This is a genomic window from Chromatocurvus halotolerans, assembly GCF_004340525.1.
GTDB classification, from domain to species: domain Bacteria; phylum Pseudomonadota; class Gammaproteobacteria; order Pseudomonadales; family Halieaceae; genus Chromatocurvus; species Chromatocurvus halotolerans.
Genome location: NZ_SLWX01000004.1, coordinates 97879 through 122579, shown reverse-complemented (window position 1 = coordinate 122579; position 24701 = coordinate 97879). Strand labels below are relative to the sequence as shown.

At 62.1% G+C, this 24701-nt stretch carries 25 protein-coding genes; 17 read left to right on the top strand and 8 right to left on the bottom strand.

All coding sequences use genetic code 11. The annotated features are described in order from the left end of the window. The first annotated feature begins 68 nt into the window (after positions 1-68). Genes EV688_RS06255 through EV688_RS06245 form a run of 3 tightly spaced genes read left to right on the top strand, consistent with a single transcriptional unit; the run spans position 69 to position 3989 of the window. Positions 69-1355 carry an aspartate aminotransferase family protein gene (locus EV688_RS06255; RefSeq protein WP_117314940.1) on the top strand — a complete coding sequence of 429 codons (1287 nt, stop codon included), beginning with the start codon at positions 69-71 and terminating at the stop codon, positions 1353-1355. Then, positions 1352-2593: an ectoine hydrolase gene (gene doeA / locus EV688_RS06250; protein WP_117314938.1), complete on the top strand. Its 1242-nt coding sequence runs from the start codon at positions 1352-1354 to the stop codon at positions 2591-2593. The genes EV688_RS06255 and doeA overlap by 4 nt, the downstream gene beginning before the upstream one ends. 28 nt (positions 2594-2621) lie before the next feature. Next, positions 2622-3989, top strand: coding sequence for an NAD-dependent succinate-semialdehyde dehydrogenase (locus tag EV688_RS06245; protein WP_117314936.1), 1368 nt, complete (start codon positions 2622-2624; stop codon positions 3987-3989). Between the two features lie 39 nt (positions 3990-4028). Here the strand turns inward: EV688_RS06245 and EV688_RS06240 are convergent, their stop codons facing one another. After that, entirely contained in the window at positions 4029-4580 is a 552-nt protein-coding gene (locus EV688_RS06240) for a DUF1415 domain-containing protein (protein ID WP_205686487.1), read from the bottom strand. Between the two features lie 143 nt (positions 4581-4723). Between EV688_RS06240 and EV688_RS06235 the strand changes: the two genes are divergently transcribed. After that, positions 4724-5224 carry a gamma-glutamylcyclotransferase family protein gene (locus EV688_RS06235; RefSeq protein WP_205686486.1) on the top strand — a complete coding sequence of 167 codons (501 nt, stop codon included), beginning with the start codon at positions 4724-4726 and terminating at the stop codon, positions 5222-5224. A 24-nt stretch (positions 5225-5248) separates the two neighbouring features. On the opposite strand, the gene EV688_RS06230 is transcribed toward EV688_RS06235, so the two are convergent. Beyond that, positions 5249-6010: a ribonuclease H1 domain-containing protein gene (locus EV688_RS06230; protein WP_117314933.1), complete on the bottom strand. Its 762-nt coding sequence runs from the start codon at positions 6008-6010 to the stop codon at positions 5249-5251. A gap of 167 nt (positions 6011-6177) precedes the next feature. On the opposite strand from EV688_RS06230, the gene EV688_RS06225 reads away from it, so the two are divergent. From EV688_RS06225 to EV688_RS06215, 3 genes are all read left to right on the top strand, one after another. Next, on the top strand, positions 6178-6594 hold the full coding sequence (locus tag EV688_RS06225) for a DUF1330 domain-containing protein (RefSeq protein ID WP_117314931.1): 417 nt from the start codon (positions 6178-6180) through the stop codon (positions 6592-6594). A 92-nt stretch (positions 6595-6686) separates the two neighbouring features. Beyond that, complete coding sequence (locus EV688_RS06220; protein ID WP_117314929.1) at positions 6687-7043, top strand: PA2779 family protein; 357 nt, start codon at positions 6687-6689, stop codon at positions 7041-7043. Beyond that, a complete protein-coding gene (locus EV688_RS06215) occupies positions 7003-7992 on the top strand; it encodes a PA2778 family cysteine peptidase (RefSeq protein ID WP_117314927.1) in 990 nt (329 codons plus the stop codon). Before EV688_RS06220 ends, EV688_RS06215 begins: the two co-directional genes overlap by 41 nt. A 30-nt stretch (positions 7993-8022) precedes the next feature. Here EV688_RS06215 and EV688_RS06210 read toward each other — a convergent pair whose 3' ends face one another. Beyond that, a complete protein-coding gene (locus tag EV688_RS06210; protein WP_240624214.1) occupies positions 8023-8577 on the bottom strand; it encodes a Dps family protein in 555 nt (184 codons plus the stop codon). A gap of 63 nt (positions 8578-8640) precedes the next feature. Continuing rightward, a complete protein-coding gene (locus EV688_RS06205; protein ID WP_162883792.1) occupies positions 8641-9141 on the bottom strand; it encodes a rhodanese-like domain-containing protein in 501 nt (166 codons plus the stop codon). 31 nt (positions 9142-9172) lie between these two features. Between EV688_RS06205 and EV688_RS06200 the strand changes: the two genes are divergently transcribed. The 9 genes from EV688_RS06200 (at position 9173) to EV688_RS06160 (ending at position 20421) form a co-directional block, all read left to right on the top strand. Continuing rightward, entirely contained in the window at positions 9173-9703 is a 531-nt protein-coding gene (locus EV688_RS06200; protein ID WP_162883791.1) for a GNAT family N-acetyltransferase, read from the top strand. Positions 9704-9791: 88 nt separating this feature from the next. After that, entirely contained in the window at positions 9792-10940 is a 1149-nt protein-coding gene (gene dinB / locus EV688_RS06195; RefSeq protein WP_117314921.1) for a DNA polymerase IV, read from the top strand. A 92-nt stretch (positions 10941-11032) separates the two neighbouring features. After that, the gene (locus EV688_RS06190) at positions 11033-11413 is read left to right on the top strand and encodes a nuclear transport factor 2 family protein (protein ID WP_117314920.1); all 381 of its coding nucleotides are present in this window, start codon (positions 11033-11035) and stop codon (positions 11411-11413) included. Positions 11414-11672: 259 nt separating this feature from the next. Further along, on the top strand, positions 11673-14168 hold the full coding sequence (locus tag EV688_RS06185; protein ID WP_117314918.1) for a TonB-dependent receptor domain-containing protein: 2496 nt from the start codon (positions 11673-11675) through the stop codon (positions 14166-14168). Beyond that, complete coding sequence (locus EV688_RS06180) at positions 14168-15409, top strand: Ca2+-dependent phosphoinositide-specific phospholipase C (RefSeq protein ID WP_117314916.1); 1242 nt, start codon at positions 14168-14170, stop codon at positions 15407-15409. The genes EV688_RS06185 and EV688_RS06180 overlap by 1 nt, the downstream gene beginning before the upstream one ends. A 9-nt stretch (positions 15410-15418) precedes the next feature. Continuing rightward, entirely contained in the window at positions 15419-16681 is a 1263-nt protein-coding gene (locus tag EV688_RS06175) for a YdcF family protein (RefSeq protein WP_117314914.1), read from the top strand. Between the two features lie 2 nt (positions 16682-16683). Continuing rightward, positions 16684-18738, top strand: a complete 2055-nt coding sequence (locus EV688_RS06170) for a glycoside hydrolase domain-containing protein (protein WP_205686485.1) — start codon at positions 16684-16686, stop codon at positions 18736-18738. A gap of 61 nt (positions 18739-18799) precedes the next feature. After that, positions 18800-19813 (top strand): phospholipase C/P1 nuclease family protein, encoded by a 1014-nt coding sequence (locus tag EV688_RS06165; protein ID WP_205686484.1) that lies wholly within the window; start codon positions 18800-18802, stop codon positions 19811-19813. A gap of 131 nt (positions 19814-19944) precedes the next feature. Beyond that, a complete protein-coding gene (locus tag EV688_RS06160; protein ID WP_117314910.1) occupies positions 19945-20421 on the top strand; it encodes an SgcJ/EcaC family oxidoreductase in 477 nt (158 codons plus the stop codon). 15 nt (positions 20422-20436) lie between these two features. Here EV688_RS06160 and EV688_RS06155 read toward each other — a convergent pair whose 3' ends face one another. From EV688_RS06155 to EV688_RS06140, 4 genes are read right to left on the bottom strand one after another with little or no spacing between them, the layout of a single operon-like run. After that, positions 20437-21237, bottom strand: coding sequence for a DUF1295 domain-containing protein (locus EV688_RS06155; RefSeq protein ID WP_117314908.1), 801 nt, complete (start codon positions 21235-21237; stop codon positions 20437-20439). 43 nt (positions 21238-21280) lie between these two features. Next, positions 21281-22039 (bottom strand): SDR family oxidoreductase, encoded by a 759-nt coding sequence (locus tag EV688_RS06150; protein ID WP_117314906.1) that lies wholly within the window; start codon positions 22037-22039, stop codon positions 21281-21283. 35 nt (positions 22040-22074) lie between these two features. Continuing rightward, entirely contained in the window at positions 22075-23169 is a 1095-nt protein-coding gene (locus EV688_RS06145) for an NAD(P)H-dependent amine dehydrogenase family protein (RefSeq protein WP_162883790.1), read from the bottom strand. Next, positions 23162-23563, bottom strand: coding sequence for a nuclear transport factor 2 family protein (locus tag EV688_RS06140; protein WP_117314902.1), 402 nt, complete (start codon positions 23561-23563; stop codon positions 23162-23164). The genes EV688_RS06145 and EV688_RS06140 overlap by 8 nt, the downstream gene beginning before the upstream one ends. Before the next feature lie 95 nt (positions 23564-23658). Between EV688_RS06140 and EV688_RS06135 the strand changes: the two genes are divergently transcribed. Continuing rightward, positions 23659-24690, top strand: a complete 1032-nt coding sequence (locus EV688_RS06135) for a DUF3667 domain-containing protein (RefSeq protein WP_162883789.1) — start codon at positions 23659-23661, stop codon at positions 24688-24690. Positions 24691-24701: the final 11 nt, after the last annotated feature.

Sequence of the window (24701 nt, the reverse complement as noted above, 5' to 3'; positions counted from 1 at the left end):
TCAGCCGCGGCCCCGATCATCTCACCGACATCATTCAACGACTTTCACACGATTATCAAGGAGATATCATGGACGCATTCACCAAGTGGGAATCCGAAATCCGCGGCTACTGCCGCCTATACCCGACCGTCTTCAAATCGGCCTCCAACGCGCGGCAGGTAGACGAGAACGGCAAGTCCTATGTCGATTTCTTCGCCGGCGCCGGGGTACTGAATTTCGGCCATAACAACCCGCGAATGAAGGAAAAGCTGATCGAATTCATCCAGAACGACGGCATTGCCCATGGCCTGGACATGCACACCACGGCCAAGCGCGAGTTTATCGAGCGCTTCGCCGCCACCATCCTCGAACCTCGCGGCTGGGACTATAAGATGATGTTCATGGGCCCCACCGGCACTAACGCCGTGGAAAGCGCCCTCAAGCTCGCGCGCAAGGTCACCGGACGGCAGACGGTCGTGGCCTACACCTCCGGCTTCCACGGTATGACCCTGGGTTCCCTGGCCGCCACCGCCAACAGCTATTTCCGCAACGCCGCGGGGGTGCCTCTGAATCACATACTGCGCCAGCCCTATGGCTGCGAGAAGCCCTGCATCGGCTGTACGCTAGGCTGCGGCATGGACTCCGTGGAGCGTCTGCGCGCCGAGTACGAAGACTCGTCCAGCGGCCTGGAGCCGCCGGCGGCCTTCCTGGTCGAGGCGATACAGGCCGAGGGTGGCGTGCACGTCGCCAGCGCGGAATGGCTGCAGGCCGTTGAAAAGCTGGCAAAAGACCTGGGCGCCCTGTTCATTGTCGACGACATCCAGGCCGGCTGTGGTCGCACCGGCAACTACTTCAGCTTTGACGGCATGGGGCTGGATCCCGACATCATCACCCTGGCCAAGGGCATTGGCGGTTTCGGCACACCGCTGGCCATGAACCTGGCCAAGCCGGAGCACGACAAGCACTGGCTGCCGGGTGAGCACACGGGCACCTTCCGCGGCCAGGGCCTCTCCTTCGTCGCCGGCGTGGAGGCGCTGCGCTATTTCGATGACGACGAGCTCATGAACGACGTCAAGCGCAAGGGTGAAGAGATGCAGTCGCAGCTGCAGGCCATTGTGGACAGCTACCCCGATCACACCTTCCAGGTGCGCGGCAAGGGCATGATGCAGGCGATTGACCTCGGTGATGGCGCCCTCGTGAAGGCCATTGCGGCGCGCTGTTTCGAGAACGGCACGCTGCTGGGCGGCTGTGGCACCGGCGGCTGCACTATCAAGCTGATTCCGCCGCTGACCATTCCCGATGCCGATCTTCAGGAGGGGCTGAACACGCTCAGGGAGGCCATTGCGACAGAGATAGGAGAGGCAAAAGCGGCATGAGACAGCGCGATGACATGACATTCCCTTTCGAGGAGTATGTGCGCCGGCTCACGGATCTGCGCGAGCGCATGGCCGCCAGGCTGCTCGATGCCGTGGTCATTACCGATCCGGAAAACCTGATGTACCTCACGGACTACCAGACCACGGGGTACTCGTTCTTCCAGGCGCTGGTGGTGCCGCTGGAGGATGAGCCCTTCATGATCACCCGGCACCTGGAAGAGTCCAACATCCACGCCCGCACCTGGCTGGAGAAGACCCGCCCCTACCCGGATACGGGTGACGCCATCCAGATGCTGGTGGAGGCGCTGCGCGAATTCGGCCTGTCCACCAAGAATATCGGCTACGAGCGCAACAGCTATTTCTTCCCGGCCTACCACCAGGACGCCATTCACACCACCTTCCTCGACGGTCGCCTGATCGACTGCTTCGGCATTGTCGAGGAGGGACGGGTGTGCAAGTCCGCGGTGGAAGTCGACGTCATGCGAAAGGCGGCGGCGGCCACGGAAGCCGGCATGCGCGCCGGCTTCGAGGCCTGCGCTCCCGGCGTGACCGAGAACGAGATCGGCGCCGCTATTTCCTCCGCCATGTTCCGGGCCGGCGGCGAGCCGCCGGCGGTAATGCCTTACGTTACCTCCGGACCGCGCTCGATGATCGGTCATGCCACCTGGGAAGGTCGCACGGTGCAGCCGGGCGAGCATGTCTTTCTGGAAGTGGGCGGCTGTTTTCGCCGCTACCATACGGCCATGATGCGCACCGTGGTCTGCGGCGAACTCTCCGAAGCGATGCACAGCGCCCAGGAGCGCATGAAGTTTGCGCTGGATGAGGTACACACGCAGCTGCGACCGGGTCTCACCGTGTCGGATGTCGACAATCTGGTGCGCAACATCATTACCGACAACATGGTCGGTGCGCGGCTGATTACCCGCTCCGGTTACTCCATCGGCATCGCCTTTCCGCCGAGCTGGGACGAGGGCTATATCGTCAGTCTCAAGCAGGGGGATTCGCGGGTGCTGCGCGAGGGCATGACGTTCCATATCCTGCCCTGGATGTGGGGTGTAGAGGGTGACAAGACGGTGGGCATCTCCGACACCATTCTGGTAACCGCTAAGGGCTGTGAGTCCTTCTTCACGCTCGACCGCGATTTCGTCGTCAAGCCCGATGGCGCGGCCGGGCAGAAAAACCGCGAACCGGCGACGGCGCTGAAGTCGGTGGAGGCTTCACGGGACGCCGCATCCTGAGTGACCTGCAGGCAAGGAGCCGCAAATCATGTTGAAAGTGATCGACCCGACCACGGGCAAGGACCTGCATGAGCGTCCGGTAGCAGACGCCGCGCAGGTGGAGCGTATTCTGGCAGACGCGCAGTCTGCCTATCGCTCCTGGCAGTACACCAGTTTTGACGAGCGGGCGCAGGTGCTGCGCGCCGTCGCCGCACTGATGCGCGAGGACGTGGAGACGCTCGCGCCGCTGATGACCGCCGAGATGGGCAAGCCCATGCGCGAGGCACGCGGTGAGGTGGAAAAAGCCGCCTGGTGCGCCGAGCACTACGCGGAGCACGCAGAGCGCTATCTGGCGACCCAGACCCTGGCCTCGGACGCGACCCGCAGTTATGTGCAGTACCTGCCGCTTGGCGTGATTCTGGGCATCCTGCCCTGGAATGCGCCCTTCTGGCTGGCGTTCCGCTTTGCGGCGCCCACGCTGATGGCCGGCAACGCCTGCGTCATGAAACACGACCCGCATGTGCCCGCCTGCGCCGAGGCGATCGCATCGCTGTTCGAGCGTGTCGGCGCGCCGGAAGGCATCTTCCAGAATCTGCCGCTGCAGACTCCCGAGGTCGAGGCGGTGATTCGCGACCGGCGGATCCGGGCCGTGTCCTTCACCGGTTCTGATCGCGGTGGCTCGGCGGTAGCGTCCATTGCCGCGTCGGAAATCAAGCCGGCGGTGCTGGAGCTGGGCGGATCCGATCCCTGTCTGGTGCTGGCCGATGCCGATCTCGAGCAGGCGGCGGATGTCATCACCCTGTCGCGCATCATCAATGCCGGGCAGAGCTGTATTGCCGCCAAGCGCATCATCGTCGAGTCATCCGTCTACGAGCGCATGCTCGAGCTGCTGTCGGAGCGGCTGGGTCGCCTGCAGCTGGGTGATCCCCGCGAGGAGGACACGGACGTCGGACCGATCGCGCGGGCGGACCTGCGCGATGAACTGCACCGGCAGGTGGAGAAAACCGTGGCCGCCGGCGCGCGCTGCCTGCTCGGCGGCACATTGCCGACCACACCCGGCTTTTTCTACCCGGTAACGCTGCTGGCAGATGTCACCAACGACATGGCCGCGGGCTGCGAGGAAACCTTCGGCCCCGTCGCCGTGGTCATGCGCGCCGACTCCGCCGAGCACGCGGTAGCGCTGGCCAATGACACTGACTACGGCCTTGCGGCCGGCGTGTGGACGACGGCTGAGCGCGGCGAAGCGATCGCGCGGGAACTGGAGGCCGGGCAGGTGGCAGTCAACGGCATCGTCAAGACCGATCCGCGCCTGCCCAGCGGCGGCATCAAGCGCTCGGGCTACGGGCGTGAACTCGGCCCCCACGGCATCCACGAGTTCGTGAATGCGCAGCAGGTGTGGGTGGGCCCGAAACAGTAACCTGCCCCGGCGACGGCTGCCGGGCCATGCGCCTTGCCGTCAGTCTCTCCGGCAGCTGGCCAGCAGGCGCAGCAGGTGCTCCGATCCCAGCCGCTTCAGATGCGCAATGTTGCGCCCGGGGATGGCGTCAGGCTCGGGGTGGTGAGCGATGGCCTTTTCCACATCGGCCTCGCGCAGCAGGTGCAGCATCGGGTAGGGCGAGCGGTTGCTGTAGTTTTCGGCATCGTCGCGGGCTGTACCTGCAAAGCGGTAATCGGGATGAAAGCTGGCGATCTGCAGCTCGCCGATCGCGCCACAGCTGTCCAGCAGTCCCTCCGCCAGGTCGAGAAACTGATTGTAGTCGTCAAAATCCTGCAGCACCCGCGGGTGGATCAGCAGGCTCGTAGCGACATCAGGGCAGGCCTGCAGGTGCTGGATTTCCGCCTCCAGCGCCTGCAGCAGCAGAAGCTCGGTGTCGGACGACGTGACGCAATAGCGGACGCGACCGGCCTCGACCTCGCGACCGGCAAAGGGACACAGGTTGAGGGCAATGACGACGCGCTGCACCCAGCGCTCGGTGTGGTGGCGGATAGCCTGTTCAGAAGCGGTCACAGTCTGGCCTGTTCATGGCGTGTGGGCCTGATGTCCGACATCAGCGATGGCGGCAGTTTACCGCGCAACGCGCTGTCGGGGAAAAGCGGCGTGCCCGGCGGGCAGGTAGCAGCGCATGCCGGTGCGAAAGACGGAGAGGATCTGTGAGCAGGCAGCCAGACGGGACACAGAACGCCGGGGATCGGGGCAACGGGCGGCGGCGCCTGGAGCCCGGCGCGCGTGGCCGCTGGTGGCGCCTGTTGTGGCTGTTCCCGATTGCCCTCGCGTCGGCCCTGCTGTTCGCCTGGCTGACCTGGATCAGCCCCTATGGCTACGAGGCGCCGGCGGGTCTTGCTGCGATCGACGCCGATCGTGAGCACCGGGTGTTTGTGTACGGCACGCTGCGCCAGCCGCTGGTGCGTCGCCTGGTGACGGGAAACTGGATCGAGACCCGGGAGGCCACCCTGCCGGGTTTCGCGCAGCAGGGGCTCGACCTTGAGCGCCGTCCAGGTGCCGTGACCGAGGGCGAGGTGTTCACGGTGGAGGCTCCCGTTCTTGCTCGCCTCGACCGCTACGAGCGACTCGGTATTCGCTATGAGCGGGTGCCGGCAATCCTGGCAAATGATGAAGAGGCCTGGGTCTATCGTCGCCTGGAAATGGAGTAGCCGCAGCGTTCGCTGGCGGGGCGATCAGCCTCGCTCCAGCGCCAGCAGGGCCGAAATATCAAAGGGTGGCGGGCAGGGGACGAGGTCTGTCTCCGCCTTCTGTATCGCGAGCATGGACATGCGGTCGGCAAGTTCATTGCCCTCGATGCCCGCGTGCCCGGGCACGTGCAGGACGGTGATCCGGTCGACGAGTTCCAGATAGACGGCGTGGGCATCCTGGATCAGGGCCAGGTTCATGATCGGCCCGGTCTTGCGGGTCCAGTCGCGGGATTTCCAGCCGAACGCCCACTTGGTGACGCAGTCGATGGCGTAGCGCGAATCGCAGTGAATGGCCGTTTGCCGGCCGCCCTCCACGGCACTCTTTGCCAGCTTCAGGGCGTGCAGCAGTCCCTGCAGCTCCGCGGTGTTGTTGGTCCCCGCCGGGTTGAACAGGCCGTACCAGAGCTCGCTCAGTGCGTGATCGCGGTACACGGCCAGGCCCGTTCCCGCCGGTCCCGGGTTCGGATCGCAGGCACCGTCGCAGTAGATGTCCACCTCGTGCCAGCGCGATGCTTTCGCCGTCACTTTGTCGCCAGAAGCCTGCGACTTCCTGTCTTTTGAGGCCTTTTTTGTGCCTGTTGACTTGCCGGGGCCGGACTGCAGCGCGGCTTCCGCCTCCGCGCGGCTGGCAAAGCTCTTGTAGCGGGCGCCGGCCACGCCTTTGACCTGTTTTTCTGCCTCCGGCCAGCTTGTATAGATGCCGGGTGCCATCCCGCGCCAGACCACATAGAACTTCTGTTTTGCCACAGTATTACCCGCTGCTTTGAGGCGCACTCGGTGTGAGTGGCTCGTGAATCCGCGGGAGTCTAACAGACTGGCGACTGCCGCCCGGCGCTGCGGCGTCAAGACCTTGTCAACCCGGGCCAGTCGTGTCAGGTTTCCGCTGCCGAAACGTTGTCCAAGGAGTCACACACATGCGTTCAGTCGATCCCACCCGCGAACAGTTCGACGCCTTCAAGGCGCTGCCCCGCGACACACCCATCAACATGCTCAACCTCATCCGCTTCAACGACAGCGCGGTGTACCCGGACGGTGAGCGGGTGACCGGCGCGCAGGCCTACGCCCGCTATGGAAAGCACAGCGGCCCGATATTCCGTAAACTCGGCGGTGAAATTCTCTGGCGCGGCAAGGGGGAATGTCTGGTTATCGGGCCGGCGGATGAGCACTGGGATGTTGCCTTTGTCGCACGCTATCCGTCCGCAGCCGCGTTCATGGCCATGGTCACGGACCCGGATTATCAGGCCATCGTGATTCACCGGCAGGTTGCCGTTGCCGACAGTCGGCTGCTGCGCCTTGCCTCCGAGGATGCAGGTAGCGGGTTCGGTGGCTAGGTCGAGAGGCCGCCGTCGGCAGATAAGCCCCCGTCGGTAGGGTATACTTGCAGCCTTGAAGAATGACTGACGCCAATGAAAGGAGTGATGCGATGAAGGCAATGCGTTTGGGAGTCTGGCTGAAGGTGCTGGTCCTGGTCGTCACCGGCTGGGCGGGCACGGCTCAGGCTGCGGTGATTGGTACGGCAGAGCATCTGCAGGCGGCGCAGCAGCGCACTGATGTCGCGCAGCTGCGCGAGTCGGTTGAACAGCAGCTGCTGCGGCTTGGCGTCACCAACGATGACGCGCTTGCCCGCGTGGCAGCGCTGTCCCGGGAAGAGCTGCAGCTGCTGGCGGACAAGATCGATGAACTCCCCGCCGGCGGTATTGTCGGCACGATAGGTGTGGTCTTTATCGTCCTGCTGCTTCTTGAACTCGTGGGTATCACGGATATTTTCACCGCTATCTAAGCGCTGTCTACTGATCCTGCTGCTGGCGATCCTCGCCGGCTGCAGCGGTCGGCAGATCGCCTTCCCCGAGCCGCCCGCCACGCAGCTCGGCGCCGTTCCGTTCTATCCCCAGGAGGCCTATCAATGCGGCCCCGCAGCGTTGGCGACGGTGCTGGGCTGGAGCGGTAGCGAGGTGGATCTGGCCGCTCTGGTTGCCAGCGTTTACCTCCCCGGCCGTCAGGGCAGCTTGCAGCCGGAGATTGTCGCCGCTGCGCGTCGCGCCGGGCGTATTCCCTATCCGATACCTGCCGACCCGGCGTCCATTGGTGCTGAACTCGCCGCGGGGCATCCGGTTCTGGTGCTGCAGAACCTGGGCCTGGCGTCCTCACCGCGCTGGCATTATGCGGTTGTGGTCGGCTACGACCCGGTTGACGGCAATTTCATTCTCCGCTCGGGGACTGAGCGGTCGCGTCGCGAGGATGTGCAGCGCTTCATGAGCAGCTGGCAGCGGGCCGATTACTGGGGGTTGGTGGTGTTGCCGCCGGGGCAGTTGCCAGCCAGCCAGCACGTTGTCGCACCCCTTGTGCGCGCACTTGCCGATGCTGAGGCGTTTTTGTCAGTACAGGACGCTCTGGCTACCTGGGAGCGCCTACTGGCGCAATGGCCAGATGACCCGGAAGTTCTCTTCGGCAGCGCCAACGCCCGTCGGAGAGGCGCCGATCCTGCCTCGGCAGCGTCATTGTTTCGCCAACTGTTGCGGCATGATCCCGGCCATGTTGCCGCACGCAATAATTTTGCGGACCTGTTGCTCAGTCAGGGCTGCGTACAGCGTGCCGGGCAGGTGATGGCGGGTATTGATGATGGCGCGGTTCCAGATTATCTGGCGGGCGCCATTACAGACACCCGGCGCAGCCTTCGTGAAGAGGCGCGACATCACCGCAGTGATGCCGACCGTTGTGCCGACTGGTGATGCCCCAAACAGAACATCAGCCGGTCTGCGTCAGCCAGCGGCTTTCGCGGCCCTGGCCGCCTCTTTCTCCGAGGTGGCGTCGGCGGACGCCAGCTGCCCGCTGGAGGACTCCAGGTGGGCGCGAATGAACCACTGGAACAGCTCCAGATCAGCGGACTGACCCAGGAGGAGATCCTCGGATACCGGGTCGATCTCGCCGAGCCTGGCAATGGCTTTGCGGTGATCGCCATTCACGCCGTCGTAAACGACGTCAAGTGCGGCCAGATGCTCTGTCGCAAGCGCGCGGCCCAGTGAATAGTCGGTCCAGCTGCGTCGCTCTGCCACTGACGCCGGTGTGCCCACCGGCTCTCCGCCCAGCGTTGCTATACGCTCGGCCGTGGCATCGACCATGGCCCGCACTGACTCTACCTGCGGGTCAAGCATTTCGTGGACTGCGATGAAGTTTGGCCCGACAACATTCCAGTGCACATGCTTGAGTGTGAGAGCGAGGTCGATGAGGGCGACCATGCGATTGTCGAGGATGCCCGCCACTTCACTGGCGGTGGATTTGTCCATTCCGGGTACGGTGAAATTCGTAACTGTCACGATTCCTCCCTGATTGAAATGTAAAACTACGCTAACGAAGTTTTCCGGCAATTCCAACCCGGGCTATCGCGTAACCGCCTCGTAAGGCGGCGGCACGCTGAACTGCTTGCTGTACACGTGGACACGCCGTGTCGCCTCGCCCGCGGGGGTGACCACCGGGAGGCCGGCGTTCACCCAGTCCAGAATACTGCCCTCGTAGTTGCGGGCCTCAAAGCCCGCTTCCATGAGCTTTTCCGCGTAGTCGGCGCTACGCACGCCAATAGTGCAGTAAGTAATTACTTTCGCTTCACGATACTGTTCAAGACGGGCTTCGAACTCGGTCACGCTGATCGCTCCCGGAATGATGGACACGGCGATCTCCTCTGGAGAGCGCACATCCACCAGTACCACATCGCCCTTCTGCGCGCCCTCTGCCATCAGCGCCTGCACTTCCTCCAGCGAGACAGATTCGACGTCAGGGGCTCTGCCAAACCAATCTGCCTGTGCCGGCAGGGCGCTTGCCGCGAGCAGGAGCAGTGCGAACAGCCAGGGCGTGACGCGCGCAAAACTCGTGTATGGTTGCATGATCATTGCCTGCGTTACGGGGGAGTCGACTATGGTAGCAGTTCCAGAGCTTGTGACCCCTCGCCTGCTGCTGCGGGAAGTCCGCATCAGCGACCATGAACCCGCGACTGCTATGTGGGCAACACCGTCGGTCGTCCGCCATGTCGGCGGTACCCCGTTCTCGGGTAGCCATACCTGGAACCGGCTGCTGCAGTTCGCCGGGATGTGGCAACTGCTGGGCTATGGCTACTGGACCGTTGAGGAGCGCGGCAGCGGTCTCTTTGTCGGGCAGGCCGGGCTCGCGGATTTTCATCGGGACATCGATGCACCGATGAGCGGTGTGCCGGAGGCTGGCTGGGCGGTGTCTCCCCGGCACGAGGGCAAGGGCTATGCGACCGAGGCCGTTGCCGCCGTTCTCTACTGGGCCGACAACCACCTGCCGGCCACACGGACCTGCTGCCTTATCGAGCCGGACAACCGACCCTCATTACGCGTGGCGGGCAAGCTGGGCTTCGTCGTGTTCCGGGAGACCCGACTCGGCGATTCGGTGACGCAGCTGCTCTTTCGCGCCCGGCCTGACTGACCGCCTGATACGCTGGAGTTTTTGCGTCTACTCACGCACGCTACTGTCGAACTTGCCGGAACCTCGACGTCTGCCTAGTATCCCGCGCATGCCCGACGCCACGCCACCACCGCAGCGCAAGATCCTTCATATCGACATGGATGCCTTCTATGCCAGCGTCGAGCAGCGCGATAACCCCGAGTTGCGCGGCAGGCCTGTCGCCGTCGGCGGATCGGCACTGCGTGGCGTGGTGGCGGCGGCGAGCTACGAGGCGCGGGTCTTCGGTGTCCGTTCGGCAATGCCGTCGGTCACGGCAAAACGGCGCTGTCCCGACCTGGTATTTGTCAAACCGCGCTTCGACCGCTACCGGGAGGTGTCGCGGAAGGTACACGCGGTTTTCGCCCGGCACAGCGAGCTGATTGAGCCGCTGTCGCTGGATGAGGCCTATCTCGACGTTACCCGCGACAGGCAGGGAATCGGCAGTGCTATCCGCGTCGCCCAGTGCATACGGGCGGAAATCCTGGCCGAAACCGGACTGACCGCCAGCGCCGGTGTCAGCTACAACAAGTTCCTGGCCAAGGTGGCCTCCGACCAGAACAAGCCGGACGGCCTGTTCGTGGTGTTGCCCGATGACGGCGCCGTCTTCGTCGCTACTCTGCCGGCGCAGCGCTTTCACGGCGTTGGCCCGAAAACCGCCGCCCGCATGGCGACGCTCGGCATCCATACCGGTGCCGACATCCGCGACTGCTCGCTGGCCTTTCTGCAGCAGCATTTCGGTAAACAGGCCCTGTACCTCTACCGCGCCAGCCGAGGGCAGGATGGGCGACCCGTGCGGCCGGATCGGCAGCGCAAATCCATTGGTGCCGAACGCACCTGGGACACAGACCTGATCGGTGAACATGCCCTGCGACCGGCGCTGGCGCAGATTGTGGAGATTGTCTGGCCCCGGATTGAGCGCCAGGGCGCCCAGGGCGGAACGCTGACGCTGAAGGTCAAGTTCGCGGATTTCCAGCAGATCACCCGCGCCTGCTCGCCGGCGGTGCCCATCGCCACGCGCGAGGCGCTGACACAGTGTGCGGACGTCTTGTTGTCCAGGCTGCTGCCGCTTGACCGGGGCGTCCGTCTGCTGGGTCTGGCGCTGTCTGCGCTGGAGCCCGCCGGGTTGCGCACAGTGAAAGTCGTGGATGATGGCGTTGGCAGTGAAGCGGGGCTGGTGGACCTCGCCGAGCCACCGGCGCAGTACCGTCTGCAGTTCTGAGGGCTGTGCGCTGATTCGCTATACATGCCGATGGCCGCGCCGCGCGCTGTGCTACCCTTTTTTATCGTCTTTTTTCCGGAGTAGAGTCTGATATGACCCGTCACGATAACTATCTGCAAATCGGCGAGCGGCTCATGGCCTGTCTCGAAGCCTGCGATGTCGATGCGACGCGCAGCCTGTACCGGCCAGACGCGCGCATCTGGCACAACTTCGACCAGCGCTGCCAGCCACTGGAGGAAAACCTGAAGTCCCTGCAGTGGATGCACCGAAAGCTCAGGAACCTGCGCTACGATATCAAGCGCCGGGAAGCGATCCCCGGTGGCTTCTATCAGGAGCACGTGGTGCGGGGCACGCTGGCGAACGGCGACGAATTCGCCATGCCCGCCTGCGCCATTATCAAGATTGAGGACGGTCTGATCGTGTCGCTTGATGAGTATCTGGATAGTGCACATACGCAGGCGCTGATGGCCTGAGCGCTGATTCGCTATCTGCCGGGTCTTTCGCAGTGACTGACCCCGTCTGACCAATCCTGCCGACGCTCGTTGCTTGTCCCGGAACAACGTCGTTCGCGCCCTGCCATTGTAGTTAAAGACTGGGCGCGCGTAGCGAGCGCACTGTCAAAGTGCTGTCTTCCAATATTAATACAAACGTCATTCAAGCGTCACGCCAGCGTCATGTGTGATCCGCAGGATATGAGCCTCTCTCATTTGCAAGTCTTGACGGGGTCATCTCATGCATCAGAAAACCATTATGGCAAGCGCTATCGCCCTCCTCACCGGGTTGTCGATCGACGGTATGGCACAGACGCTCGCCAATGACGCTCGGAACACCACTGGTGGTTCCTCGCAGCAGACCAGAAGCCGGATGGTAGAAGAGGTCATCGTGACCGGGAGCGCTGGCGGCCAGAGCAAATTTGATACGGCCTATGCTGTATCCAACGTTGATGACGAGGCTATCCAGAAATTCGCGCCGTTGAATACCGCGGACCTGCTGGGTCGGTTACCGGGAATCTACGCGGAAGCCAGCGGCGGCGATGCGCAGAACGTGTATCGCGTGCGCGGTATTCCGAACGAAGGTAGCTTCTACTCGTTTCAGGAAGATGGAATGCCCATTTACCCGGATGACGGTTTCTTTTTTAAGGGCGATGGCTTGCTTCGTACCGATCTCATGACACAGACGCTTGAGAGCGTGCGCGGTGGTCCAGCACCGGTGTTTGCCGATAACTCGGCAGCGATCTTCAATCAAGTCACGCGTCAGGGCGGTCCGGAGGCCGAGGGCGCGATACGCACAACGATCGGAGATACTGGCCTGTATCGCGTTGACGGTTACTGGTCTGGCCCTATCGCCGAACAAACCTACATCGCCGCCGGCGGCTTCTTCCGCTACCACGATGGCTACAGAGATAACGGCTTCCGCAGTGATGAGGGTGGGCAGTTTCGCATTAACCTGCGGCACGAGATGGATCGCGGAGAAATTCGTGCCCACGTTAAGCATTTCTCTGATACCAATGTCTTTTACCTGCCAATTCCCCTCGCAGATCCTCGTGATCCCAGCCGCTCTCTCAACCCGTTCCTCGACAGTGAAGACGGCACCTTGAACACGCCGGAACTCAAGGATGTTGTACTTCGCTACGCTGACGAAAATGGGAATGTAGTGCAGGAAAGCCGGGATCTGTCTGATGGCCGGAAGATTGAGTACACCAACGTGGGCCTGGACGTGGAATGGGAGCTCAGGGAAGGGCTGCGTGTGGAGAACCGGTTCCGATATACCGATGGAGACCTCGACTTCGACGCGCTTTACTCCACGCAGAACCCCAGGGATGCCGGGCAATATGCGACAAATGCGCTCCCCGCAGCGCAGGCAGCCTTTGCGGGTGCGCAGTCGATGGGTTATCGGATTGCAAGAACCGGGGCCGCCTATGACCCTTCGCAGGACTCCGGCCTTGTGGTTGAGGCGCAGTATCGGGCGATCGGTGCACCGTTCGAGTCGCTGATGAACGAAACGCGAGTCAGTCTGGATTTTGATCTTGCCGGCCAGCATACGCTCACTGCAGGTTACTTTTACTCAAGCTATGAGACTGATGGCATGTGGCGGGCACAGGACTACCTGATGGAAATGCGGGGCAAGCCGCGCCTGCTTGATCTTGTGGCGCTCGACGGTAATGGAAATGTCGTTGGATCAGCCACCGACGACGGTGTCATTCGCTACGGTACGGCATTCAATTCTGGCAGCACGGACACCACGCGTGACGCGTTTTTCCTCTCCGACACCTGGTACGTTAACGATCGGCTGACGCTTGACTTTGGGATACGAAGGACCAGTTACGACGGTAGCGGCGCGAGCCGCGGCAGGGCTGTAAGAGACCTGGGTGACGCAAGTACTCTGGCAGACAACGCCACCCTGGGTTTCTCAGGCGTTACCGAAGCGTCCAGCATTGACCAGAGCTATACCTCCTGGACCATTGGCGGCAACTATACCCTCTCGGATGAGCTCGGTGTTTATGCCAGGGCCTCCCGGGCCAACCGGGGAGCCAATGAGTTTGATCTGATTTTCATGAGCCCGGGCGGGAGAACGGAAGCAGACCAATATGAGCTTGGGGTCAAATATGATGCGCCGGCTTTCTCGGTATTCGCAACGGCCTTTTACTCGCAGTTCAAGCCGTTCACTGCAACACTGGATGCCATAGACCCCTCTACGAGTGAGATCATACGCGAGCAGTTTGTCGGGGAGGTCACCTCACCCGGCATTGAGATGGACCTCTACTGGCGCGTTACCGACAACTTCAATGTCAATGCTGCCATTACATTCAATGAGGCAGAGTTGGGTGACTTTACCAGCACGACGGGCGCTCAGCCTGTTTCCGCCGATGGCAACCAGCCTATCCGCCAGCCACGCTGGTACGGCAACGTGCGGCCGAGCTACTCCACGGTACTTGGAAATGGCTGGGATGCCGAAATCTATGCACAGTACATGTTCATTGGTGATCGCTACGTTGATCTTGAAAACAACACCCGCCTGCCGTCCTTCGAAACCTTTGGCGCTGGGATTATCGTCAACCGTGGGCCCTGGAACGCGCAGCTCTACGGTGACAACCTGACTAACGAAGTCGGCATCACGGAGGGTAACCCACGCACGGATGGTATAGCAGGGCAGGGAAGCGCAGACGCTATCTACGGTCGCCCGATCTTCGGCCGCAATTTCCGTCTGGTCCTGACGAGAAGCTTCTGATGAAAGTGGCGGGAGCCGCCATCGAACCCGGTCCCCTGCTTCTTTTGGCGGCGCTGTTTGCCGGAGTGACAGCTGCGGACGGCGCGGGGCACCAGGCGGAGCTGGAAGGTGAACCCATCAATAGGCTTCAGGTACTGGGCACGCATAACAGCTATGCAATGCCTATTGATCCGAAGCTCGTTGCGCTGGCATCTCCTATGGTTGAGCGAATGTATTCGAAAGCACATGCGGCGCAGGATCGGTTCACCGATGATGAGCGTGCGCTGCTGGCGGAGGAGCACCCGCAGCGCGTCGACTTTGCCGATGCCCGGGCCTATGAGTTCCCACCGTTGCGTCAGCAGCTAGATGACGGCATGCGCTCGCTGGAACTGGATATCTACAACGATCCGGAGGGAGGGGCCTTCACCGGGCCCGCCGGCTATCGGCGCCTGCAGATGGAAGGGGTGACGGATACATTGCCGCACGATGAGAGCCATCTGGGCGAGCCCGGGCTCAAGGTGCTGCACGTGCCGGATCTTGATTTTCGCACTCACTGCGCCACATTTTCTGCCTGCCTCGAGGAGTTGGCGCTTTGGTCGGATAACAATCCGCGCCACGAGCCGGTGTTCGTTCTGGTGGAGCTGAAAACACGCGCAATGCCACTCTTCGATGAGGCAGCCGCCGTGGTGCCTTTTGACCAGTCGGCATTCGATGAGCTGGACGAAACGCTCATTGCGGCCATGGGACGCGGGAGAGTGATTACGCCTGACGATGTGCGTGGCGACTATGAAACGTTGAACCAGGCAGTTCTGGCGGGCAACTGGCCGACACTGGCGCAGTCGAGAGGGCGCTTTGTATTTCTGGTAATCACTGCGGGTGATCTCTCGGCGCATGCCCCCTATCTTGAGAATGCCAGTAACCTGCAAGGTCGCGCGGCCTTCCTGCGGGCGCAGCCCGGTGAGGATCACGCGGCTTTCCTGATGCTGGATAACGCGCTGGTGCGTGAGGCGGAAATCCGCGAGCGGGTGCGTGAAGGCTACCTTGTTCGTACGCGCGCAGACATCGATACCTGGGAGGCGCAGCAGAACGACTGGGGGCGCGCCCGGTCTGCCTTCCGTAGTGGCGCACAGGTCATATCAACAGACTTCTATCAGTCCGGAAACCGCTTTGGTACCGAGTATCGTGTGTCGCTGCCCGGCACGGCCCCAATCCGTCGCAGTCCGGCATTCGAGAGAAACCATGACGATCGCGATGAGAGGTAAGCGCTGGTGATGCCGTTGAAAACAGGGAAATATCGTCTTGCTGCCGGCCTCTGGTGTCTGGCTGTCGCCGCCTGCGTGTCGGCGATGGACCCGCCGGGCTATAAGACTCCCTATCACGAAACGCTGGCGTCGCTGAATTTTCCGCTGTTGCCCATGATTCACGAGACAGACGACCTGGCATCGTTGTTGCGCAACGATACGTCGCTCGCGGCGCTGGCCGATGATCGCACTGCACGTGTCATTGCGGCGCCTGAATGCACCGAGAAGCCCGCTTGTCTCGCGGACGCGTGGCTCTGGACTGAAGCGGATATCGCCACCGTGGATGCGGCGCTCAGACGCGCCGTCAGTCAATCACAATCTGCCAGAGCACTGGTGGCTCGCCAGATGCGGCCCTCGGGCCGCTTTGCACGTCATGAAGCACTCTCGGACGAAGGGCTCATCACGGCGGCCTGGTCTGATACGGTCGCAGGCATCAACAATATCATTTCGGTTTACGCCAAAGGCCAGCCACCCCGGTATCCCCTCATCGACTCGATGATTTTCGACCCGGAGGATCAGGGGTTTGCTGCCAGCCTGAATGCGCATGGACAGGTCGTCGCATCAGGCATGCGGGATACTGACCTCGTTTTCGATTCCAGCGCACGCTTTGCCACGGGTCTTCTGCGCATGAATGAACGTATGGATGCCTCGAACCTCCGACCTGTTTTCGGCGGCACCAATGCGGGTGCAGTAAGGGCTGTAGGTACCGTCGACTGGGAGGACTACCCGTATACGGCAATGCTCGTCTTTGGCCACGGCCCTGAGGACGCACAATCTCGCACTGGGCCGATGAGTTACATTCGCATGGCGAGGGCAGTTGATCTGTTCGAGCGCCGTCTTGCCCCGTTTATTGTCGTCAGCGGCGGCAACGTGCACCCTGATCGAACGCCATTCAATGAAGCGCTGGAGATGCGACGCATCCTCATTGAGCAGCACTATATTCCTGCCGAGCGTATACTCATCGAGCCGCATGCGCGCCATACGACAACCAACCTGCGCAACAGCGCCAGATTACTGTTCGCCGCGGGTTTTCCGGCCGATCGGCCATCCCTCATTGTTACCGATCCCATGACTGCCGGCTACATCGGTAGCGAACGCCTGATGGAGCGTACGCTTGATGAAACTGGCATCGTTCCCGGTCTGGTCACGTCATCCGATACGCCCTTCGCCTTCGAATTCATTCCCCACCCAGCTGCGTTTCACGTGGAAGCGCTGGACCCGCTGGACCCATGAACATGCGAAGACTGAACGTTTTTTTCTTGCTGTCACTGTCTCTTCCCGTCCTCGCGACAGACACCCCGGCGCGCCTCGTTGACCCCTTTGTTGGAACGCTCAGTGATTTCGGCCAGCTGAGCCCGGCTGCGGTAGCCCCCTACGGCATGGTCCAGCTCGGGCCGGATACCAACGCGGCCAACCATGCAGGCTATGACTATGCCGCGACGGAGCTGCTCGGGCTGTCGCACACCCGCGCAGTCGGAGTTGGCTGCGGCGGCGCCGGAGGCGATCTTCGAATCAGTCTACATTACGCAGACTTTCCGGACAGCAAACGCATCGACAAGTCTACCGAGCTCGCCAGTGCCGGCTATTATCGCGTGGGCTATGGAAACGGGTTGATCGCTGAAGCCACAGCGACGCGCGGTGCGGGCATTTTGCGCTTCACCGTGCCACGCACGGGCAAAGTCGACCTGGCCATTGACCCGCGCCCCGCTTATGCAGATCGTATCGCAGCGCACTGGGACAACACACAGGCGGATGACTTGCGGGCCACCCTGCGGGCTGGCACGGTATGTAACGTTGGCAGCTACACGCTTTACACTGCAAGCGTCATACGCCATCAGGGCAAGGTGCCGGAAGGCGTGATAACTATCGATGACGACGGCGTCGCCAGCCTGCAATTGAGCGCTGAAGCTGGCGATACGATCGAGGTACGCACGGGTCTGTCTTCGGTAGACAGTACAGCCGCCGCAGCGGTCCGTCGTGCCGAGCTTGCCAACCGAGTCCTCGAGGAGGTGGCGGCCGCCACTATGGCCAAGTGGGAAGAAGAGCTTGGGCGCATCAGTATCGAGGCACCAAAGGAGCAGCGCGCGCTCTTCTACACGTCGCTGTTTCGCGTCATGCAGACACCTGTTGCCATTGCGGATCCGGATGGCCGGTATCGTGGTAGTGATGGACAGCTGAAGCGCGTTGATGACGGTCAACAGCGCTATACAAGCTGGGCGTTATGGGATAACTACCGCACGCAGCTGCCGCTCATTGGGCTGATTGACCCGGCCCGCGCCGGCGACATCGCCCGCTCATTGGCGGCGTTGTATGACGAAGGCAAGCATCGGTGGGCGACTGGCACAGAGCCATTCCTCACTGTTCGCACCGAGCATGCTGGCGTAGCGCTGCTGGATTTTTACCGCAAGGGCATTACCAATTTTGACGCCCGCGCGGCTCTCACCAATATGGTCACAGAGAGTCCTTCACTGGTGCGTCGCACGCCAGATGAACGGATTGAGGCCGCCTACGACGATTGGGCCATTGCGGAGCTGGCAAAAGAACTGGGTGATACCGCCACCTCTGATAGATTCCGGTCCCAGGCATTGGAGTATCGTGACGACTGGCTTCAGGTATTTGATCAACTGGACGATGACGCTGACGTGGTCGGGGCCCGCGGCCTCTACCAGGGCACGATCTGGCAGTACCGCTGGGCCCCGGTGTTTGACCTGCCCTGGCTTGCGGACACGCTAGCCGAACGACTGCGGCCTGAACTGGCGCAGTTCTTCAATGACAACCTTTACAATATGACCAACCAGCCGAGCATTCACGTTCCCTGGATGCTGTCCTGGAGTGGCGACCGGTCGGCAACCGCCGCAATTGTCCGTCGCTATCTCAACGAGAGCGTCGATCACGGCTACACCAACGCCGGCAAGAGATCCACACCATGGCATGGCCCCAGCTTTGCGCTGGCGCCCCAGGGATTTGCTGATGGCATGGACGACGATGCCGGCACCATGTCTGCCTGGTATGTGTGGGGGTCGCTCGGGTTGTATCCGCTGATACCCGGAAAACCTGAATATGTTATCGGCTTGCCCACAGTTTGCCGTGCCGTCATTAGTACGGGAAAAGACCAGCAGGTACATATCGCGGTAAGCCGCAGTTTAGATTCAGGGCCACCAGCCTTTGAGGGTGAGCCCATAGAATCCAATCAGATAGAGCACGCGAGTCTTGTCGCCGGCGGTGTCCTGCACTTTTCCTCAAGCCGTGACATGGCTTGCGAAAATGTAACGCGTCCAGACCCGGACTAGAAGCGCTTTCCGCCATTGGGTTCAGAGCCTCGACTGACTGAATTTCCCCAGGAGCCAAAGAATGATGCCTCAAATCACAAAGCGGATCGTCGTTGCAGGAATTGTGCTTATCGGCTTTGCGGTCCCTGCGAGTGCGTGGGGGCCGCGCGCCCACACGGCGATCGATCGGGTAGCGTTGGAGACTTTGCCTGCGGACGGGCCGGTGTTCCTACTGAAGTACACGGATTTCATTGGCAATCTGGCACTGTTGCCGGATGCGTGGCGCAGCCCGTCAGAGCCTTTCTCGAAGATGGAGGAAGACCCGAATCATGGTTGGTTTCGGGAGCAATTTTCGTTTTTGGAGGTGATCCCCAGGTCCCGACATGAGTTCCTGATTGCGTTGCTGGACGAGCAACGCAAAGCCAGAGATCCCGCGTCGGAGGAGGCACTCCGAACCAACATCCGGTGGACCGGAACCCTGCCCTATGCCGTTATGGAGGCCTACGGACGCCTGGTCGCAGGTATGCGTATCCACCGAACCCTGTCTGGGCAAGGCAAGGATACTCAGGATCTCGAGCGAGCATTGGCGTTTGACGTTATTCGTCTGGGGCATTACATCGGCGACGGCGCCCAGCCGCTTCACGTTTCTATCCATAGTGATGGATGGCGTGGCGAAAACCCTGAGGGATATACCACCGATAGAAGTATCCACGGCAGGGTGGAGACCCGGTTCGTCGACGACATTGGCCTGACGGAAAACGATGTCAGGGATCACGTTAAGGAACTGGGCCGGCAGACAGGCGACCTGTTCACTCAGGTGCTGGAGTTTCTTGATGAAAGCGCAACTTGGATGGAGCCTATTTACATTCTCGAGAAGGGCGGCGCTTTTGAAGATCCAGAGAATGACGAGGCGCGCCGGCTTATTCTCCAGCGAACCGGTGTCGGCGCAACCATGCTGCGGGATCTGCTATACCGCGCGTGGCGCGAATCTGCAACCGATCCGGGTCGCGGTCCAGATCCCCTCAATCCAGGCAACCCGCATTACAATCCTGAAACCGGTTCCGCGCCGGCACCGGTCAGGAATGATACCGACTGATTTCAAGTCGGTGCTTGTTGTCGCCTCCGGCAGGTAGTAACGTCGCAGAACGAGTCTGGCGATACAGCGCAGCGGCTGAGAATGGCCTGCCTGTTTCTGAGGGCCGTGCCCATACACGGAGAGAATCCCCGATGAATCTGACCAATCTGAAGCTCAGTCTGCTCTGCATGGCTTTGCTGGCAGTGCTCGCCCTACCTGCACGCGCCGAGGACCCCGAATCAGTCACCATGGATATGGTCGACGCCTGGAATGACGTCGACCTCGACCGGGTCATCGGGCTGTTCACGCCAGACGGTGTGCTGCACAGCATGATGAGCGCGCCGGTGGTCGGTCGCGACAGCCTGCGCAGTCACCTCGCGCCGCTGTTTGCGGGCATCGAGGAGCTCAATCTGGATCTGAAGCGCGTGGTCGTTGATGGCGACACGGTGATCATCGAGCGGGTCGACGAGTTTGTATTCAAGGGCAAGCGCGGCGCCGTGCCGGTTGTCGGCGTCCTGGTCATACGCGACGGCGCCGTTGCCGAGTGGCGGGAATACTACGATCGTGCCCAGCTGCTCAGCGAAATGGGGATGACCGCTCCCGGCGGCGCGTCAGCCACCGCCGAGTAGCGCGAAAAGCCGGCGTCACGCCCCGGACTTGGGTGGTCTGGGCGGCCAGGGGAAAAAGCTGCTGGTGCGCTCAATGTAGTCCACATAGCCGGGGCGCGAGCGCTTCAGGCGCCGTTCGAGCAGGGCGGCGCCGCTCCACTTCACCAGAATGAAGGTCAGGAAGATGGGCGAGATGATTGCCCAGCGTCCGGTCGTCGTCTCTGCGGCAACAAGATAAAGGCCCCACCACACACAGGCATCGCCGAAATAGTTCGGGTGACGGGTGTAGCGCCACAGCCCCTTGTCCATGACCTTGCCTTCGCTCGCCGGATCCGCCTTGAAGCGCGCCAGCTGCCAGTCACCCACCGTTTCGAACAGAATGCCAATCACTGCGAGCGCCGCGCCCGCCATGGCGATAATGCCCAGCGATGCCGGCGTGGCGTCGATCTGCCCGAGCTGCACAGGGAGCGCGACCAGCCACAGCAGCGGGCCCTGCAGGAGAAACACCTTGCGCAGGCTGAACAGGTGCGGATTGCCAGGCGCCTTGGCCAGCAGCGCCACATAGCGGCGGTCGGCGCCCTCGCGCCGCCAGCGCAGGAACAGGTGCAGGCCCAGGCGTATGCCCCAGACAGCGGTGAGGAACAGCAGCAGCTGCTGGCGCGCGGCGCCGTCGCCTACCATGGCGTAGGTCGTGGCGGCCACGATCACCATGCCGAGCGCCCAGAAGCTGTCGATGAAGGAGACGTCGCGCAGGGGAATGCTGATCATCCACAGCGCAGCCATCATTGTCATCACGACCAGCAGGTTGATACCGAGGACGGACAGCAGTAGCTCCATGGTGAGGTTTCTCCTTGATAAGGTTGGGTTGGCGGCCGGTGAATCAGCGGCCCGTGGAAAGATCCGTGGCATGCACCGTGGCAGCCATGCGCTTTTCCAGCGTCGCCGGGTCGCGGTGCAGTGCGGCGCGCGTGGTAAGCGCGAACAGGTCGGTATCCATTTCGTGGATGTTCTTCTCAATGGCCTTGATACCGGCTCTGGCGATATCTTCCGGCTTTTCCTTGTTGCCGGCAACATGGCTCGCCATGCGCGTGTCCACCGAGCCGACAATCAGGCAGCCGACCTGGGTTCCCTGGTCGGCCAGCTCCGCGCGCAGGATGGTAGTCAGTGCGTGTGCCGCGAATTTCGACGGACTGTAGCCGCCCATATTGGGTACCGCGAGAATGGCCCCGACCGACAGCACATTGATGATCGCTCCGCCGCCATTTCTGGCCAGGATCGGCGCGAAGGCGCGTGACATGGCCAGCGGCCCGAAATAGTTTACCGCCATTTCGTTGCGGGCGGCGTCCATGCTCTCGGCGCCCAGCAGCCGTTCATTGTGGAAGGCACCGGCGTTGTTGATGACAATCGACACGTCGTCGCAGGCGGCTGCGGCGGCATTTACCGACGCTTCGTCCGTGACGTCAAGGGCGACGGCAATCGCGCGGTTGGGAAAGGCCTGCTGCAGATGATCGGCGTTTTCCAGCTGTCGTGCGCCGACGTAGACCTTGCTCGCACCGGCGGCCAGCAACTCGCGCACAAATGCCTCGCCAATGCCGCGATTGCCGCCGGTAACGATGGCGACGCTGTTTTCTACCTGCATGTCTCTGCTCCCTTGTGTGCGTGGTGGTTGGCTTATCAGGATAGGCGCGGCGTGTAGTGCGGTGCGCCGGGAAATGTCATCAGCCCCGGCGGGGCCGACACCACGTGCGGAATCGCCTGGGTCACCATACCGGCAACACCGTACTGCACCGCCGTGGTCTTCACGCCGGTATTCTCCGGCTCCACCAGGTCCATGCGGATGTCGATACCCGGCTTGCCGCGCAGCGAGACCTCCCAGTGGCTGAACTGTTCATAACCCGGCACGTCCCCGCCCATCACCCAGTTGACCGAATGGGTGATCACGCGCCTCTCGCCGATCAGCCCGTGGATCTGCCAGTTGGTGGCGGCAACCGTGCCGGCGCGGATGGTGCCGGCGCGGGCCTTTATGTCCCGCGGTGCCAGCGTGACCTGGTGGTCGTTGCGTATGTCTGTCAGCGGCAGCTCGAGTCTTTCGGCGAGGGCGCCGACACACTGACGGTACATAGCGCCGAACAGGGTGGCGAGAGGACCGTTCTCCAGGTCGACCTCCTCGGGACGGGCTCCCATGCCCATGACGTCGAACACGTAGTTGGCGTTGGGCATGTCGATGCAGTCATACACCTCGCGACACAGAAGGCTCTCCAGCTCGGTGAGCAAGCCCGAGACAACGGGCGCGAAGCGCTCGGCGATCAGTCCCGGGTTGATGCCCGTGCCGGCCAGCGTGCTTCCACCGCGTTCGCAGCTCGCCTTGAGCCGTTCCGCGTGGGCCTCTCCCAGGCTCGCCGGATGAAAGTAATTGTTGATGGAGATGACGTTCTTGCCCGAGGCCAGCAAGCGACAGACATCGTCGTCGTGGGCGTTGTAGGGGAACTTCAGCAGCGGGCAGTGCAGCACGACATCGGCCTCCAGCGCCAGGATATCGTCGATGCTGCGCGTTGCCATCACGCCAGTCGGTTCACGCCGGGCAATGTCGCCGGCGTCGCGACCCGCCTTGGCGTCGCTGTAAACATACAGCCCCGCCAGCTCGAGGTCGGGATGGTCGATAACGCTGCGCAGGCAGGTCTTGCCCATCGCTCCGGTCGCCCACTGGATGACGCGATACGGGCGACGCTGTGACGGCGATGCGGCGGCGGTGACAGCGGTCTCAGTCATTCCCGGGAGCCACACTGGCCTGCTCGGGCGGGGCCATGTTCTTCGAGTCGTAATAATCGCGCCAGCGCGAGATAAGGCCATCGCGGAATTCATAGGCCTGCATGAAGGGCTGCTGAATCGTGCGCTGATGCTCGTGGTCCCAGAGCTCCTCGTGACCCTCGATCAGTAGCAGCTCGCCGTTTTCCGCATGGTTGAGAATGTCCCAGCGCTTCTGCTCATAGTTTCCCGAGTAATTGTTAAGAAACTTGCGCATGGTTTCCTTGCTGCGGATGGGTCGGGCGCCCATGTCCCAGTGATACTCGATGTCATCGCTCAGACAGGCGAGCACAGCGTCAATATCGCGGCGCTCCCAACAGGCAATGAGATGGCGGACGGCGTCCAGCTTCGTGCCCATGCGGGTTCTCCTATTGATGGCAGACTGCAATCTACGATGTTGAGTGGCGGGGGACAAGCGCAGGCAGAGCGGTTCGGCGCCAGGGCAACGGCGTTGTGTCCGTTTTCACCCCGGCCGACTGGTGCTATCTTGGTTTTTCCATCGCTGCCTCGGGCCAGCGCCATCCGGCGCGGATAACAGTGACAGATCAGAGCGAGACAATCAGCACCTGCAAGAACTGCGCTACCGCGCTCAGCGGCCCCTACTGTCATGCCTGCGGGCAGCCTGACAGGTCGACCATCCGCTTCTTCGGCGCGCTGGTTCACGAGCTGTTCGAGGACGTCTTCAGCTTCAGGTCGCGGGCGGCGAGAACGCTGTCAGCGCTGTTCTTTCGCCCCGGTTTTCTCACCTGCGAGTACATTGCCGGACGACGCTATCGCTACGTACCGCCCCTGCGGCTGTTCCTGGTCACCAGCCTGGTCTGCATCTTCTTTCTCTGGTTGCTCAACCTGACCGGAGGCGAGCGTGTGATCAGTATCGTGCCGGACGGGGCACCGCTGGAGAGTCGCGAAACGGAGCCACGCGACGTTCCGACATCGGAGTCAGAGGGGGTGGAATTCATCGATGGACGGGTTTTCGTGAATATTCCCTGGCTGTCCCCCGAGAACAATCGCCAGCTGGAAGCCCGACTGCAGCGAAGCGCCGAGCGTATCCAGAATGATCCGAACGATTTCATCGGCGATCTGCTCGAGATGATCCCCAGGAGCATGCTGCTGCTCGTGCCCCTGTTCGCGTTTTTTATGCGCCTCGTCTATCCCTTCGCGGGGCGCTACTACGTGGAGCACCTCATCCACGCGGTGCACGGTCACGCCTTCCTGTTTCTCGCCATTCTGCTGCTGGTGGGCCTGCAGACGGCCGCGTCTGCGGCGAGCCGGGGAGGAATGGAGTCACTGTCTTCTCTGCTCGACGGCCTGGAAACGGCCCTGGCGGTCTGGATGCCTGTGTACTTTCTGCTATCGCTGAAACGGGTCTATGCCCAGGGCTGGGCGCTGACCCTCTGGAAATGGATGCTGTTGTCCTTTTCCTACCTTGTCCTTGCGTCAGCGGCGGCGGTTGCGGTCATTCTCCTGAGCGTGTTGCTGGCCTGAAACGTCGCTGC

Bases quoted from the DNA above. Each gene is read 5' to 3' on its own strand.
- EV688_RS06255 (WP_117314940.1), top strand. From the start codon at position 69: ATGGACGCATTCACCAAGTGGGAATCCGAAATCCGCGGCTACTGCCGC.
- doeA (WP_117314938.1), top strand. From the start codon at position 1,352: ATGAGACAGCGCGATGACATGACATTCCCTTTCGAGGAGTATGTGCGC.
- EV688_RS06245 (WP_117314936.1), top strand. From the start codon at position 2,622: ATGTTGAAAGTGATCGACCCGACCACGGGCAAGGACCTGCATGAGCGT.
- EV688_RS06225 (WP_117314931.1), top strand. From the start codon at position 6,178: ATGCGTTCAGTCGATCCCACCCGCGAACAGTTCGACGCCTTCAAGGCG.
- EV688_RS06220 (WP_117314929.1), top strand. From the start codon at position 6,687: ATGAAGGCAATGCGTTTGGGAGTCTGGCTGAAGGTGCTGGTCCTGGTC.
- EV688_RS06205 (WP_162883792.1), bottom strand. From the start codon at position 9,141: ATGCAACCATACACGAGTTTTGCGCGCGTCACGCCCTGGCTGTTCGCA.
- EV688_RS06200 (WP_162883791.1), top strand. From the start codon at position 9,173: ATGGTAGCAGTTCCAGAGCTTGTGACCCCTCGCCTGCTGCTGCGGGAA.
- dinB (WP_117314921.1), top strand. From the start codon at position 9,792: ATGCCCGACGCCACGCCACCACCGCAGCGCAAGATCCTTCATATCGAC.
- EV688_RS06190 (WP_117314920.1), top strand. From the start codon at position 11,033: ATGACCCGTCACGATAACTATCTGCAAATCGGCGAGCGGCTCATGGCC.
- EV688_RS06185 (WP_117314918.1), top strand. From the start codon at position 11,673: ATGCATCAGAAAACCATTATGGCAAGCGCTATCGCCCTCCTCACCGGG.
- EV688_RS06180 (WP_117314916.1), top strand. From the start codon at position 14,168: ATGAAAGTGGCGGGAGCCGCCATCGAACCCGGTCCCCTGCTTCTTTTG.
- EV688_RS06175 (WP_117314914.1), top strand. From the start codon at position 15,419: ATGCCGTTGAAAACAGGGAAATATCGTCTTGCTGCCGGCCTCTGGTGT.
- EV688_RS06170 (WP_205686485.1), top strand. From the start codon at position 16,684: ATGCGAAGACTGAACGTTTTTTTCTTGCTGTCACTGTCTCTTCCCGTC.
- EV688_RS06165 (WP_205686484.1), top strand. From the start codon at position 18,800: ATGATGCCTCAAATCACAAAGCGGATCGTCGTTGCAGGAATTGTGCTT.
- EV688_RS06160 (WP_117314910.1), top strand. From the start codon at position 19,945: ATGAATCTGACCAATCTGAAGCTCAGTCTGCTCTGCATGGCTTTGCTG.
- EV688_RS06155 (WP_117314908.1), bottom strand. From the start codon at position 21,237: ATGGAGCTACTGCTGTCCGTCCTCGGTATCAACCTGCTGGTCGTGATG.
- EV688_RS06150 (WP_117314906.1), bottom strand. From the start codon at position 22,039: ATGCAGGTAGAAAACAGCGTCGCCATCGTTACCGGCGGCAATCGCGGC.
- EV688_RS06145 (WP_162883790.1), bottom strand. From the start codon at position 23,169: ATGACTGAGACCGCTGTCACCGCCGCCGCATCGCCGTCACAGCGTCGC.
- EV688_RS06140 (WP_117314902.1), bottom strand. From the start codon at position 23,563: ATGGGCACGAAGCTGGACGCCGTCCGCCATCTCATTGCCTGTTGGGAG.